A 14,923-nucleotide genomic window follows, 5' to 3' on the forward strand; every position below is an offset into this window, starting at 1 on the left:
TTCTCCTATTAGGTACTCCGTATCTTTTTAAACCTTTCATTATACTGGGTATTTTCGAGGATATTTATCTTAACTGGAATCATAAAGCTTTTCATCCTGCTGAAACAATGTTTTTTAAGCCGGGAAATGAATTCTTTCTTTTCTTCAGGTTCTTTTAAAGTGACATTTGCACAAACAATGTTTCCTATAATGGTATTTTTTTCACCATAAACGGTAACTTCACGTACATTACCCAATTCCAAAATAATATTTTCAACTTCCTGAGGATACACCTTTTCGCCCCCGACATTGATTAGTTCTGATTTTCTTCCCAGTATTTTGAGGTATTCTCCGTTTACTTCAACACTATCACCCGTAATGAACCATCCGTCATCTGTAAATGGACTAGGTGCATTTAAATATCCTAACATCGCGGAGTCCGCTTTAATTTGTAAAATGCCATCAACAACCCTTGTCTGATACCCACTGCCCCCCACTTTCACCCATAGGGAATCGTCACTCTTCGATTTTGTGCGGAGTACTCCCAATTCTATTAAACCATAGGTTTGCTGAAGTTTAATATTTGGAAAGATGCTCTTTAATTTCTTCAGTGTGAATTCCGGCATTGGTTCTGTACCATAGGACATTATCTGCAAACTACTTAAATCAAAATGAAGATAAGACTCGCTCATTAACATCAGGTTAAAGAAAGTCGGTGAGGCGGGCAGTAATTCGATGTGGTGTTTTTGAATAAAGGCACAGATGGCATCCGGTGACCGGTCTTTGGTTGTAAGTACAACCCCGGCATTGGAAAGTGTATGGAACATCGTGTTCAAACCTCCCCAATGATCGAACATTAAAAAATTGACGGTTTTTAATGCCCGTCTTGGCGTTTTGAATTTTTCGAGTAATCTGGTGAAATCGTGAACAGCTCCTTTGGGTGTACCTGAAGTACCTGAAGTGAATAATACCAATCCAGCCACTTTTCTTAATCGTAGTTCAGTGTAAAAAGGATGTTTAGCCTTTACATCGAAATTTTTAACACTAAATGTATCAAATTCGCTGATAAAAATTGCCTTTTCAGCCTGAGAAATCCGGTATTTTTCAGAATAATCAGATTTAGAACCGTTATTAAGCGGAATAATAATGTTTTCATTTTCAATTAGTGAAAGTAATACCGCCACACATTCTGGTGAAAAGTCTCCAATAAGTGCTACTAAATCGCCCGGTCTGATCAATAATTCAGCGAGTTTATCCTCCCAATAGGATATTCTGTTCAGTAACCATTCATAATTAAACTCCTGATCCTTCCAGATGATTGCAGTAGTGTTTGTGTTTTTCTCAAATATGTTAATCAGAAAATCTATATGCATAAGATAATTGAATGTTAGTATCTCATAATTATGGTACCCCATGATAAACCTACACCAAAACCCGAAAGGAGGATCAGGTCGCCATTTTTCAATTTTCCTTCATTTTCTGCATCTTTTAATGCCACAGGAATTGAAGCCGAGACCAGGTTGCCTTTGTTTCCGAGATTTATAAATACTTTCTCAATGTCAATTTTGACAGCATTTATCAATGACTCAATAGTCATTTTACTTGCTTGATGAAAAATGAACAAGTCAATATCATTGGCCGAGAAGCCATTTCTACTGAGGATTTCATTGATTTGTTTTGGGACCGTTGAAGCGATAAATTTCCAAACTCCGAATCCATTCATGTGAATATTCTCAGGAGAATGGATATTCCCGCTTGCATCAACTTCTGCAACAGATGTTTTCTGTGATTTCGGGATACGGCATCCACCTGAAGGTATATAAAAGAAATCGAAGTCCTTGCCCGAACTAGCAAGCATAACATCAATTATTCCTTCTGTTTCAGTTTTTGTAATTAACGAAGCAGCGGCTCCATCTCCGAATAATATTCTGGCTGATCTGTCTCCAGGATGTATATATTTTGAATAAGTGTCTGCAGTAATTAATAAAATATTTGTTGCTAAGGAAGTTGCAACAAAACCTCTTGCGATTGAAAGTCCGTAGATAAATCCTGAACAGGCAAGATTGAAATCAAAAGCAAAAGCAGACTGTCTGAGATTCAGGTACCTGTGAATTAAAAAAGCATTCGATGGCATAATATAGTCTGGACTTTGGGTACAGAAAATAACACCATCAATAGCTCCTTTTAAATCCTCATCGTTCAGAAATAATTTATCACAAGCAATACAGGCAAGGTCAAAAGCTGTTTCATTTACAGCTGCAATATGTCGACTGTATACACCTGATTTTTCAGAGAGTTTTTCCATATCCCATTCGGGATTCTCTTTCTGAAGATCGATATTCGTAACTATCTTCTCTGGTAAATGATAACTAATCTGTGAAATTTTAATATTCATCAGGTATTGATAATATTAATCAACTCTTTGTTGGAATTCTTTTCAGATACAAGCGTAGTATTTTCACTATGACCCGGGAAGATATTTATATCAATAAAAGTTTCGGTTATCCTTTTTAAGGAGTTTTTGATCTTGTCCTTATTTCCACCGGGCAGATCTGTCCTTCCAAGATGGTTCTTCATTAACACATCCCCTGTAAATAAATTATTATCAAAATAAAAACAAACTCCTCCCTCTGTATGACCTGGTGTATGGATCACTTTTATTCTTACAAATTTGAAATCAAGTGTATCAGCGTCGTTTATAAAAAAGTCGAGTGAAGGGATTTCTATTTTTTCAGAACCATTTATTATTTTCGAATAAAAGCCGGCATGCTTCACCAGTATTTTATCTGCTGGATGAATATAAACTTGTGTTTTATATTTACGTCTTAATTTTTCAACATTAAAGATGTGATCGTAGTGTCCGTGGGTTAGAAGGATTGCTTTCAATGATAGACCTGACAAATAGTTGATAATAGTTTCATATTCTCCACCAGCGTCAATAATAATAGCATCAATGCCATTTTCAATGATATAGCAATTTGAACCTACACCAGCACCAATTATTTTAATAATGTTTGTCATTAAAAAAAATAGGAATCTTTAAATTATAAAGATATAAGTTTAAAAAACCATATGTGGTCAAACCCCTCCCAAATAGATGTTTTGTCCTGTAACAAAGTCACTGCCTTCGCTTATATAAAAATCTATCACGTTAGAGATGTCCCTGAATTCACAATATCGCTTTATCGCCTGACGATTAATCATGTGTGAAAATTTCTCTTCTGGAATTCCTCTGATCAGACCGGTTTTGACAGGCGATGGGCCAACCGTATTAACAGTGATATTGTAAGATGCGAGTTCTCTAGCAATCACTTCAGTGAAGTTAACGATCGCTGCCTTAGACGCAGCATAAACTGCAGTGCCTTCTAATTTTAAAGGAGTATCGACAGAAACGACATTAACTATCCTGCCCCAATTCTTTTTAACCATTGCTTTGGCAGCTTCACGGCAAAAAAGAAAAGTGCCGATAAAATTAGTATTAACAATATTTTCAGCTGTTTTTGTTGGAAATAGTAATAAATGGTTAGTGGAAGCAAATCCCGCATTGTTAATAAGGATATCGATCCTTTTAAAGTTCCTCATAACGTGGTTGATCATTGCCTTAACATCTTTTTCAATAGATACATCAAGTAAAAAATGTGTATAGTTCTCATTTTCAATACTTGTCTCTCTTCGGCTGCATCCAATCACTTGGTATCCTTTAGATACATAGTACTCTGCCAGGTATTTCCCAATGCCTGAACTAGTGCCTGTAATAACCATTACTTTTCTGTCCACTATATATTTATTTCTATTATTTGCTTTTGGATTCAGCTATCAGCTTTTCAATAAACTCTGCCAGCGCACTTACAGTTCTGAAAGGACTGCTAGCCATCATCATTGCCCTTTCATCAGCTAAAGTTATTTCTACATTCAGTTCATCATTAACAGATTGTTCGAGTGAGACTATCAGGTTTATTAGTCCCAATGAATCAAGAACACCATTTTGCCCCAAGAACTTTGTATTCTCTGTTTTAGATATTTGCTCTTCAGATCCTCTATGCTCATTTATTTCATCTATTGTTTTATAAATTAATTCAACGATTTTATCTTTCATATAGTCAAAATTTCATGGTTTAAATTTAGAAATTGTATTATTGGAAATTCAGAAATCTATAAATATTATTTAATTAATCAGCATATATTACCAAGTTGTTAATCCACCATCCACTACTATATTTTGTCCGGTACAATATCGGGATGAGTCACTCAGGAGATACACAAGTATCCCGGTGATGTCTTCGCGGTCGGCCATACGCCCCATGGGAGTCCGGTTAATATAAGCCTCCACGAATTTTTGGTTGTGTCCATTGTATACACCTCCGGGCGAAACGCAGTTTACCCGTATATTTTCTTTTGCCCACCAGGTGGCCAGCCAACGGGTAAGGCCGATGATGCCTGCTTTTGTGGCAGAGTATGCCGGGAATGAACTAAATGGCTGGTCTTCATATATTCTGTGATCAGGTCCAACAACACCATAAATACTGGCAATATTAATAAGGCTTCCACCACCGCCTTCCTTTAATACTTTCCCAATCTCACGTGCAAAAAGAAAGGCTCCTGTCAGATTGATGTCTATCGCTTTTTGCCACAGATCTAACGGATATTCCTCGAATTTGGGAAAGGAACTACCCTCACAGGCAAGGGCTTCGCCTGTGATCGCAGCGTTATAAATGGCGCCGTCCAACCCATTGAAAGGAAGAGCAGCATTAGCAATGCCTGAGACTATCGATTTTTCGTCTGCAGCGTTAATCTCAAAACCCGGAATACCCATTCCTTTTGCATCTTCTAAAACAGGACTTCCCGGCCGGTCAGCAATAATAAGTTTAGCACCCTGTTCAACAAGTAGTTGTGTGTGAGCACGACCCAAAACACCACATGCCCCCATTAATAATACCTTTTTGCCAATTATTCCTGTATCAATGCTCATTTCAATAATCCGTGTTTAAGTTTCATGAGATATTCAATCAAAAGAAAGTCAAAATCGGAATCCACATCCAGACTTTTTTCGCTTCCTATATTATATCCTTCCGTATGCCCATCCAATAAATAGTTTGCGCTACGAATGTAATCAGGCGCAAGCGCATAAATACTTGCCACATGTTCGAACACTGCCGGAGCATCCTGCCTGCGTACGATGGTGCCAGGCAATTTTTTGCAAATTTTAAGTGCGCCTTCTTCATTCGTTTCCAATAAATTGAAATAGGGATTCTTACGTGCTTCACAAATAGAGAATACACCATCAACACCATGTTTGCGGCGCTCATGGTATTGGGCAATGCATGCAGAGATATCACTTACATCCCGAAGTGGGTTTGTACAATCCAGATCAACATAGAGGTTATAGGATTCACTATAATATTCTTCACATGCCTGAAGTGCATGTTTAAATACCCCAAATTTTCCTGCTTCCGAACCAGAGAGATATTCCGGCCGTATAAACGGCGTTTCTGCCCCGGCAGCGCGGGCTATTTCTGCAATGACTTCCAAATCTGTGGAAACTACTACCCTGTCAATTTCCTTTGTCGCAAGTGCCTGTTCAATCGACCATACGATCAATGGTTTACCCAACATCTGGCGGATATTCTTCCCAGGTAAACCACGACTTCCACCACGGGCGGAAATTACGCAAATTGTTTTCATTTGTCAATCATTTTTTATATGATAATTTTTTTACCACTTAGATTGGCTTCACGTGCACATATCGCAACCATCAATGCTGAAATGCCATCCTGAAGGGAACATAGCGGGGGAACTGAATTGTCTATAAGTCTCTCAAGGAAATGAGCCATATGTTTAATAAACAGATCATTCCTTACAAACTCTTTTGGGACCTGGTCAACGATAAGGGTTTCTTTATTCGTATGATTATACAAAATGCCTTGAGAATACGACCAATTGAAAATAGAATTGGTTGTCATTACTTCTGCTTCACACCGATAAACAGGACTTGCCATATCAAGTTGAATATGGCCGGTAAGGCCACTGCTGTGTGTGAGTAATAAATTAGTTACATCATCGCCTGAAATATCAAGTTCACTTCTTTTCGATAATATTGCATTTACTTCAGCGATAGGTCCAAAGAACCAAATAGCTAAATCAATCTGATGAATCAAATCAAAAAGTGCGCCTCCTCCACGCATTTCATCCACACTATATGACTCACGATAATCCTTCCCCTTTCTCCAGGCATCAAGCCGATACCCCATAGCAAAACGGTAAGTCAGAATATTCTTGCTACCGATTTGTTGAAGTAACTTTGCAAATGCAATAAGATTCTGATGCGTACGAAGCTGACAACCAACTTCGACGATTTTTCCAAAAGACAATTGATGTAAATCTTCAATGCCAATCCAATTATGCGAAAGAGGTTTTTCAATGAACAGTGCTTTACCAGCTTGCAAAGCCGTTATTGCAATGGGAATATGATTGTCTGTGGCAGTTGCAATTACAACAGCATCAGCTTTTTCAATCGCGTCATCCAGATTTTCATTTACCTCAACATTAAATTCATCATGAATGGCTTTTAACAAATGAACCTGCGAACGCCATACTGTAACTTCAGCACCTAGCTGTATCAGATTCGCAATATGCCTTTTGCCTATTGAGCCTGCACCACAAACAAGAATACGTTTAGCCATTTTAACGGAACCACCCATTTTCATGAATACCTTTCAGGTTCATCCCTTTTCGAAGAATGTGTTTAGGATTGAGATCTACAGTTGCGAGACTTTCGGCTATTAATTTTCCGGAGCTCCCTCCACCGTATGGATTTACTGTCGTCGCACAAACAGAACGAAAATTTTCATCATCAAGACATTTCATTATTGCAGAATAGATTTCTTCCTTATTATAATCTGCATCAATTACATTATCTCCCCGCAGTCTTCCTTGCTGTCTTGATCCGATATTTACAGTGGGACATCCGAAAACTGGAGTCTCTTTAATGCCGGAGGAAGAATTTCCAACGCAGGCAACACGCCAATCCTGTGTTTTAGCCAATGCAAGGATGCCGTGATAAACAAAACGGCCAAGTGATGTATATAATTGAATATTAGGATTTTTAAGTTCTGACAGCTTTTTTAGTCCTTTAGATATCTTTTCGCCACCTGCATCATTATTTGGATAGGTCATAATTATCTGAACCCCCTCATCTGCCAGTTTAGCCAGGGCCTCCAGAGATGGCTCCAATTGCCAGGTTCCATCCTCGAATTCTGTTGTGACAGAATGTTGGGTAAACAGAACTAATGGTCGTTTGGGATTAAGTTGTAATCGTTTGATAAGATTTTCCGGCGTTTCAAATGAACCATACTTGATGAGGTCAATAGCAGGAAAGCCAACATTATTTACCCTCCAGGGATCTTCTCCCATAGCCAGTATGCGATTTGCAGCCTGTAAATTAGTAGTATAATGTAAGTGTGCAAGTTTTGACATGGCATGACGAACTGAGTCATCCAGTGCTCCGCCTTCTGTAATATCCCCACCTTCAATATGTGCTGTTGGCATATTCATTTGTGTACTTGTAATCACTGCCGCAAATCCTTCAAACCGGTCAGCATAAACCACAAAAATGTCTGGTTTTAGCTGATCCAGAACAGGTGTCAGATTGCTGATCCCTGAAGCAATAGCAAGAGCGGTTGAGGTTCTTTTATCTCCACTCATCTCGATATTCACCTCAGCATAAATATCAAAACCATCCTTGCGGATCTCAGAGATAGTAGAACCAAAATTATTATCCAAATGTGCACCCGATACAATAAGTCTATATTCGAGTAAAGGATGATTTTTTATAGCCTGTAAAATTGGAAACTGCAATCCATATTCTGCCCTGTTTCCCGAAAATACGGCAATCACTCTTTTTTTATTCATTACTCATTTTTAGTTTAAGTAGATACGAAAGGCCTCCGGAAATATCCCATTCCGGTGACCAATTTAGTATATTTTGAGTTTGCGAAATATCAAGTACCAGATGTGATGACCGACCCAAATTGGTTTTTGATACTACTGGTCTAGTCTCTTCTCCTGCAAGATTTAGCGTTAATTCTGCAAGGTTCCCGATGGATATTCCAGTGCCACTACCCACGTTTAATAAGATGCCAGGTCTGACAATTGATGCTAATACAACACAGCGGACAGCATCTTCAATCCATACAAAATCGCAGATCGGTATTTTGTCTTTTACCATCAACGGACCAATGCCGGGAATCTGGCCTAAAATGTCAGCGATAACAGAATTTGGAGCCATACCTGGGCCATAAACATTTGCAAAACGCAAACAAGTGCCCCCCGCACTGGCAACTATGGATTCACACTCAAGTTTAACCATTGCATATTCGTTAACTGCTGTAACCTTTTCGTCAGGTCTGCGCAAATATCCCCTGGTATCGCCATATACAATCGAACTGGAAACGTAAATGATGTGTTGCCAGGATTTGGAGCAAAGTGACCTGCATAGCGCTATCTCATCCCCATCCGAAGGATTTGTGGCATTACGCGGTTGTGCCAGATGTATTAGAATCGCATCTTTTGATGATAGCCAATCCAAATAAGAAGATACAGTTGTCAGCCCTTCCACTTTTTGACGGGACAACCCTGTTGCCGGAATATTACTTTTACTAAGTTGGTTTAACAAAGCACCGCCAATAAACCCGGATGCACCAGTTACTACGACCTCATAAGCCATTACCTACAATTAAGCTTTGCTATTTCTTATTCGAATAAGCCAGAATTAATATGTTCCCGTTTGATCCTCAATCCACAGGGGATTTCAACAACCGCTTTTTTCCCCAATAACATATCGTATTCTGCTGCGGTGAAATCGCCTCCTCCCGGACGCTTCAGCCAGATATTATCCTCACTCAAAGCTTCTCCTTTAGAAATGTTTTTGATACTTATCACAGATGCAAATGCAAATGCGATTGTGGGAGCCTCAGCTAAAGTTGGCGCTTTTTCTCCACCACGGGCATAAAATATTGTTCTGGAACCGTAAATGAGTTCCCTTAGTGCAGTCGGGTCCATTGAACATACGATATCGGGTCCAGGTCGATTCATTTGATCAGTAAAATGTCTTTCAAGAATAGATGCACCTAATGCAGTTGCTCCGAGGCAGGGATAGTTTGAAGTGGTGTGATCCGAAAGTCCAATAATTGCATCAGGAAATGCGTCTTTCAAAATCCGCAAGGCACCTAATCTTACCAACTCAGGAGGGGTAGGGTAGACATTCGTACAATGTAAAAGTGCAAATGGAATCTTAGAGTTCCTTAAAATCTCAACAGACGGCCGAATTGTTTCAATTGAGTTCATTCCTGTGCTAATGATTATTGGTTTGCCAAACCGGGTTATGTATTTGATTAAAGGATAGTTGTTACACTCTCCGGAACCAATTTTGAAAGCGGGTACATCAAATTTAACCAATCGATCAATTGCTGCACGTGAGAAAGGGGTACTGATAAAAATAGCTCCCCTGTTTTGTACATGCTCCATTAACTTTCTTTCATCAGTCTCTGAAAGAGCACACCGTGCCATAATTTCATAGATTGACTCTATCGTATGCCCTGGGATCACAGATTTTGCTTCATCTGACATCTCGTCTTCAACAATGTGTGTTTGATGCTTGATGATTTCTGCCCCGGAATCAATCGCCGCATCTGCCATTGTAATCGCAGTTTCCAAAGATCCTTCATGGTTAATCCCGATCTCAGCAATTACAACAGGGGGATGATCATCCCCAATCCACCGATTTTGTATTTTAAATTCAGCCACTTTATTGTTATTTATTGAATTTCAAGTAAATAAATATTTATTGAAGCCAATTTTGGTTGTTACGAAGAAAGTATGCACCGAAGCTGGATCTGATTTCTCCGTGAAGGGGTCGCCCATTGTAACTGGCGACTGCCTTTGAGGGAAATATCTCCCAGAAACGGTGTTGAAGTTTTTCATCATCTTCCTCAGGTTTCCACGAGCCATCCAAACGCATAACCATTTCGATGACTACATCGCGAATCTCTTCCGGGGTATTCTCGATTAGCTTGATTCTATTTAATTCATAATCAGAAGTATTATTGAGAAAGCCACCACAAGCAAAGATTTCATTTAGTGTCAATTCCCGATTCTCATCTATAGCATAATAGTGCTTTGTGATGGCAAGGTATTGACTGCTATATGTGGATATAACTCCAATTGGTACCATGTTTACATATACAACAGGTCTTCGGAATATTTGAGGAATTGCATCGAAACCCGTACCGACTGAAATACAAAAATGACACTTCGCTCCAAGATAAATGTCCATAAAATCACTTCTCATTCCATTGGAAGCATAATCAATGATCATTGAATCCAGAGACTGCATAGCTTCTTCAACTTTAGCACCCATTCTAATGACATAATACCCTTGTGAAGTCAGCTCTTCTGCAGCCAAAATATAATTTTGAATATTACTATTCCGATAATCATTCTTAAAATCAGTACTGCATTCTGTCGAAAGATATTTTCCGTCCCTAACAATCATACAAACAAAAGGGTTCCCCCTTGGAATACCCAATTCCTGTAATTCTTTTTCACCCCTAATTAATTCTGACGTTGTAAATGAGATCTGAGCCGGATATTTATCATAAAGATTTAGTATGTCTCTGTCGAGATTCATTGTAGTTCCAACAAAAGAATGCAGGAATCCAATATTCCTTATTAAATAATCAAGAGGCCGTAAAAAGAAGGGTGGGAAGATAATTATCTTTCTCCTCCACATTTTAGCCAGTTGTTTATTGCATGCTGGTCTGGCAAAGTAAAAAAGAGACAATTCCTTTCTGTGTTGCTCTTTTTTCTCACAGATATGAAGCTCGATATCTGCAGCAAAGTGGCCAATTCTGTTTGACCTCATCAAATAGATACGTGTTCTGATAAAAGGCCTTATAAGAAGTATAATAACCAGCCAGATAAGAGATAACGGCAATGACAACAATAAATGAGGGTATGCCCTGAATATCTCGTAATAACGTTTCATTTGTTAATAATTTGTTTTTTAATGGCCAAATGGAATGCCCCTGAGGTTATTATCATTTCGATTGGTGATTCGCAAATCATTGGCATTTCATGCGTATATAATTTGTTTTTAAAGGTCACATGGAATAGCCATGACGAAAATATTCATTCCGGTTGGTGATTTTCTGATCATGGCTATTTCATGCGTTTATAATTTGATTTTAATTGCCGCATGGAATACCCACATAATCATTTTCGGTTGGTGTTAAATCCTTCTCGTGGGTATTTCATTATAAATTTAGTTTTTAATTACCAAGTCCAAAAATCTCATCCAAAGCTGTCCATGCGTCCGTTGGCAATATTTCCAGTTCGGCTAACCGACTACAATCGAGGGTGGTGTTTTTTGCAGCGTTGCTGATACCAGCATCCCTGAAAGAAATTGGCTGGATCAGTTCTTCGTCAAAATTTAACCTGTGCGCAAGGTGTATGGCGAGATCGGAATAGGTCATATCCTGGTATGAAGAGAGTTGAAAAATTCCCGGAACCTGTTTTTCAGCAATTTTTTGTATTGCTGAGAACGCCAATGAAATTGGAACGGGTGATATAACCATATCGGAAAATGGATGAATTACATTTCCCGCCTTCAACTCTTTAATCCAGCCTTTTAACAGTGGCATTTCAGGAGTTATAATTTTGCTAAAACGTATAATTGCTACTTTGTTACCTATTTTCAGGAGTTGTTCCTCCGCTTCAGCCTTCTGGCGACCATATTCGGTTTGAGGTCTGACTGGATCGTTCACTTTTGCAAAAGGGGTATTCCCATTGAATACCGCATTACTGGATAGAAAAATGACAAAGGCTCCGGCTTCAACCATCTGTTCAGCAAATGCAACAGTCCCTTCAACATTTACACGCCGACTGAATTCAGGATCATTCGCACATTGTTCCTGAGATGTTATTGCAGCACAGAAAACTACTGTTTTTATTGAAGCGGGAAGTTTTGGCCAGGATTTACTGTCGAGAGTCAAATCGAGAAAAAGGCATTTTTCATTTACATTGGCAGAAAAACAAGTAGTGCTTAATGCATTATTTCCATCAGCCCCGAATGACGCTACCAAACGACTACCTATTGTTGAGTCACCTCCAATAATTAGCACTTCATTCATAAAAAATACAGCTATAATCTCCTGAATACCCACATTTATTAAAAATCCACTCCCACTCTTTTGGGGTATAGAAACATTCACAAGTAAGTTGCCAATACATCAGATTTACTTTTTCTTCTTCTGTTCGGTAAGAATCTAAAACAATGTATTTATTGACCTTCCCAACACGTTCAATTTCTTTTAAAGCCTTTTCTATATCTGGGAGATCCAAATTGTGCAAAGTATTAATTGAAAGAACAAGATCAAAACTCTTGTCTTTATATGGTAACTCAATTGCATTTCCTAATTTCAGAAACGGCATCATTTCCTCTTTTGCGTTGTCCAAAGCATATTTTGAAATGTCAAGACCGAAAACTTCAATCCCGGGGATGGACTTACTGAATTCAAATAATAAATATGCTTTTCCACATCCCACATCTAAAATTTTTTGACCAGATTTTAGATTATAATGTTTTACTATTTGATCAGCCACAGGTCGCCATCGACCATCATATTGAAATCCTCCATAGCCATACTTTCGATCACCATCCCAATAGTTAAAATCAAACTTTTTGGCAATTTTTGCACATTCTGCTTTATTAACTCCAATAACACGCTCACCCAGATAGTCACGAGTGGTCTTTTTATGAATTTTTTCAATAAAATCGATATAAGCCATTTTATCGCAGTTTATAATTAAAAGGGTCCTTTAAATTCTTTATTGGGAATATCAAGTGGACTTTTCTGAACAATGCCAAGTTCCTCCTCAGTTTTCTCAGTTTTACCGAGCATTTTTAATACTGAGTTTATAATGTTGATGGCTCGTGGATGATAGTATTTCGTTAGCCCGGGACTACTCGGAGATGGAAAGTCGGGAAGAGTAAGACGAACAGGATTTGCCTTAAGAAATCCAAATGCTTCCTCTGATGTTATTGCAATGATTTCGCCGGCAATACCACCAGTTTTCCAGGCCTGATCGGCAACTACCAAATGTCCTGTCTTTTTAACAGATTCAATAACGCAATATGTATCTAAAGGCCTGATTGAGCGCATATCGATCACCTCAACATCAACCCCAAGTTTTTCCAATACTTTTGCAGCAAATAATGATTCTATAACCATATATGAGAATGCAACGATAGTAACATTGGAGCCGGATCTGGCAATATTCGCCTTTCCAATAGGTATTCTAAAAATACCATCCGGCACATTTCCTGTAATGTTGTGCAACCACCTATGCTCCAAAAAGATAACAGGATTATTGTCTTCAACGGCAGATATCATTAGTCCTTTTGCATCATTTGGAGTTGCAGGCATTACAACTTTAAGTCCGGGTACATGGGCAAACAGTGCATGAAGGCTTTGTGAATGCTGAGGTCCCTGGCCCCATCCACGCCCAATAAACATTCTGATTACCAGAGGCATTGAGGATTTGCCCCCAAACATATAATACCAGTTTGCCGCCTGATTTATGATCTGTTCTGTGGACAGAAGGGCAAACTCCATCCGGTGATGTGCCATAATAGGTCGCATTCCGGTAAGGGCTGAACCGATTGCCACACCTGTCATTCCGTTTTCAGCGGTTGGCATATCCATTGCTCTCAACTTGCCATACTTTTCTTGTAACCCAATCGTTGTACCAAAAAATCCGGAGGGATCGGGGACTCCCAAACCCATAATATACACTGTATCGTCTTTTGCCATGCACAAATCAATGGCCTCAGATAGTGCCTTTGCATAGGTAATAATTCTTTCCATTTTACTTCTTTTTGACTTTAACTAGGCGTAAAGGTGAGTATAAAGCGATGCCTCTTCCGGATAGGGCGCTGATTTTGCAAAAGTAAAAGATTCGTCAATCTCCATATTTATTAGATTGGACATCTGCTGAATCTCAAATTCAAAATTTTCATCTGCAGCTAATTTCAATGCAAGCATTTTTAGCGGATCCCTCTCTTTCCAGGAATTGAATTCTTCTTCTGTCCTATACCCCAATTGATTGTCAAAATTGGGTCCGCAATGCTCATAATAGCGATAGGTTGAAAGCTCCAACAATGTCGGTCCACCACCCATGCGAGCCTTTTCAACAGCCTTTTTTGTAGCTTCATATACTGCTATAATATCATTCCCGTCACATTTATTTGCGTCAACTCCATGAGCTTTAGCAATGTCAATTAAATTTCGTTCTTGGGGTTGTCTGACATAAAGAGGGGAGTAAACGGAGTACAGATTATTTTCGCAAATGAAAATTACAGGTAGTTTATGTAAAGCTGCATAATTTAAGCTTTCTGAAAAAACTCCTTCTTCTGTTGCAGCATCACCAAAAAAAGCAACGCTAACCAGCGATTTATTTTGCATTTTAAAACCAAGGGCAATACCAACGCCTATTGGAATTGTACTTCCAACAATTGGTACTGCATAAAACCCAATAGTAGGATCAACAAGATGCATTGAACCCCCTTTCCCTCCGCAGCATCCAGTTACTTTACCATAAAGTTCGCTTATCATTGCTTTAAGATCACCCCCTTTTGCTAAATAATGTGCGTGCGAGCGATGGGTGCTTAAGGCAAAATCATTTTCTCCCAATGCATTACATACACCAACAGCTGTTCCTTCCTGCCCGACACTGAGGTGAACCGGGCATCTCATTTCCTGCTCAGGATAGATTTCAGCAATTTTTTCTTCAACTAGTCTGATTCGAAGCATTTTATAGTATAATGATTTCAATTCTTTATATTCCATAAGAGTTTTTTTAAATAAACAATAACATACAAATTTTATTA

16 protein-coding genes are annotated in these 14,923 nt (G+C 38.8%); all 16 read right to left on the bottom strand.

Going from position 1 to position 14,923, the window contains the following annotated elements; genetic code table 11:
- Nucleotides 1-8: 8 nt before the first annotated feature.
- The gene (locus KKG99_06080) at nucleotides 9-1,352 is read right to left on the bottom strand and encodes an AMP-binding protein (GenBank protein MBU1012553.1); all 1,344 of its coding nucleotides are present in this window, start codon (nucleotides 1,350-1,352) and stop codon (nucleotides 9-11) included.
- 14 nt (nucleotides 1,353-1,366) lie between these two features.
- Entirely contained in the window at nucleotides 1,367-2,374 is a 1,008-nt protein-coding gene (locus KKG99_06085) for a ketoacyl-ACP synthase III (GenBank protein MBU1012554.1), read from the bottom strand.
- A complete protein-coding gene (locus tag KKG99_06090; protein ID MBU1012555.1) occupies nucleotides 2,374-3,000 on the bottom strand; it encodes an MBL fold metallo-hydrolase in 627 nt (208 codons plus the stop codon). The genes KKG99_06085 and KKG99_06090 overlap by 1 nt, the downstream gene beginning before the upstream one ends.
- A 57-nt stretch (nucleotides 3,001-3,057) precedes the next feature.
- A complete protein-coding gene (locus tag KKG99_06095; protein ID MBU1012556.1) occupies nucleotides 3,058-3,741 on the bottom strand; it encodes an SDR family oxidoreductase in 684 nt (227 codons plus the stop codon).
- A 31-nt stretch (nucleotides 3,742-3,772) separates the two neighbouring features.
- Nucleotides 3,773-4,075, bottom strand: a complete 303-nt coding sequence (locus tag KKG99_06100; protein MBU1012557.1) for a hypothetical protein — start codon at nucleotides 4,073-4,075, stop codon at nucleotides 3,773-3,775.
- A gap of 87 nt (nucleotides 4,076-4,162) precedes the next feature.
- Nucleotides 4,163-4,948, bottom strand: coding sequence for an SDR family oxidoreductase (locus KKG99_06105; GenBank protein MBU1012558.1), 786 nt, complete (start codon nucleotides 4,946-4,948; stop codon nucleotides 4,163-4,165).
- Nucleotides 4,945-5,661, bottom strand: coding sequence for an acylneuraminate cytidylyltransferase family protein (locus KKG99_06110; GenBank protein ID MBU1012559.1), 717 nt, complete (start codon nucleotides 5,659-5,661; stop codon nucleotides 4,945-4,947). Before KKG99_06110 ends, KKG99_06105 begins: the two co-directional genes overlap by 4 nt.
- Nucleotides 5,662-5,675: 14 nt before the next feature.
- Complete coding sequence (locus KKG99_06115) at nucleotides 5,676-6,683, bottom strand: Gfo/Idh/MocA family oxidoreductase (protein ID MBU1012560.1); 1,008 nt, start codon at nucleotides 6,681-6,683, stop codon at nucleotides 5,676-5,678.
- The gene (gene neuC, locus KKG99_06120) at nucleotides 6,661-7,887 is read right to left on the bottom strand and encodes a UDP-N-acetylglucosamine 2-epimerase (hydrolyzing) (GenBank protein ID MBU1012561.1); all 1,227 of its coding nucleotides are present in this window, start codon (nucleotides 7,885-7,887) and stop codon (nucleotides 6,661-6,663) included. Before neuC ends, KKG99_06115 begins: the two co-directional genes overlap by 23 nt.
- A complete protein-coding gene (locus tag KKG99_06125; protein ID MBU1012562.1) occupies nucleotides 7,880-8,701 on the bottom strand; it encodes an NAD(P)-dependent oxidoreductase in 822 nt (273 codons plus the stop codon). The genes neuC and KKG99_06125 overlap by 8 nt, the downstream gene beginning before the upstream one ends.
- A 26-nt stretch (nucleotides 8,702-8,727) precedes the next feature.
- Nucleotides 8,728-9,780, bottom strand: a complete 1,053-nt coding sequence (locus KKG99_06130; GenBank protein MBU1012563.1) for an N-acetylneuraminate synthase family protein — start codon at nucleotides 9,778-9,780, stop codon at nucleotides 8,728-8,730.
- 37 nt (nucleotides 9,781-9,817) lie between these two features.
- Complete coding sequence (locus KKG99_06135; GenBank protein MBU1012564.1) at nucleotides 9,818-11,020, bottom strand: TIGR04372 family glycosyltransferase; 1,203 nt, start codon at nucleotides 11,018-11,020, stop codon at nucleotides 9,818-9,820.
- A 283-nt stretch (nucleotides 11,021-11,303) separates the two neighbouring features.
- Nucleotides 11,304-12,164 carry a sugar nucleotide-binding protein gene (locus tag KKG99_06140; GenBank protein MBU1012565.1) on the bottom strand — a complete coding sequence of 287 codons (861 nt, stop codon included), beginning with the start codon at nucleotides 12,162-12,164 and terminating at the stop codon, nucleotides 11,304-11,306.
- Nucleotides 12,157-12,822, bottom strand: coding sequence for a methyltransferase domain-containing protein (locus tag KKG99_06145; GenBank protein ID MBU1012566.1), 666 nt, complete (start codon nucleotides 12,820-12,822; stop codon nucleotides 12,157-12,159). Before KKG99_06145 ends, KKG99_06140 begins: the two co-directional genes overlap by 8 nt.
- Before the next feature lie 17 nt (nucleotides 12,823-12,839).
- Entirely contained in the window at nucleotides 12,840-13,901 is a 1,062-nt protein-coding gene (locus KKG99_06150; GenBank protein ID MBU1012567.1) for an alpha-ketoacid dehydrogenase subunit beta, read from the bottom strand.
- 21 nt (nucleotides 13,902-13,922) lie between these two features.
- Nucleotides 13,923-14,882: a thiamine pyrophosphate-dependent dehydrogenase E1 component subunit alpha gene (locus KKG99_06155; GenBank protein ID MBU1012568.1), complete on the bottom strand. Its 960-nt coding sequence runs from the start codon at nucleotides 14,880-14,882 to the stop codon at nucleotides 13,923-13,925.
- Nucleotides 14,883-14,923: the final 41 nt, after the last annotated feature.

The organism is Bacteroidota bacterium (assembly GCA_018816945.1).
Classification (GTDB): Bacteria; Bacteroidota; Bacteroidia; order Bacteroidales.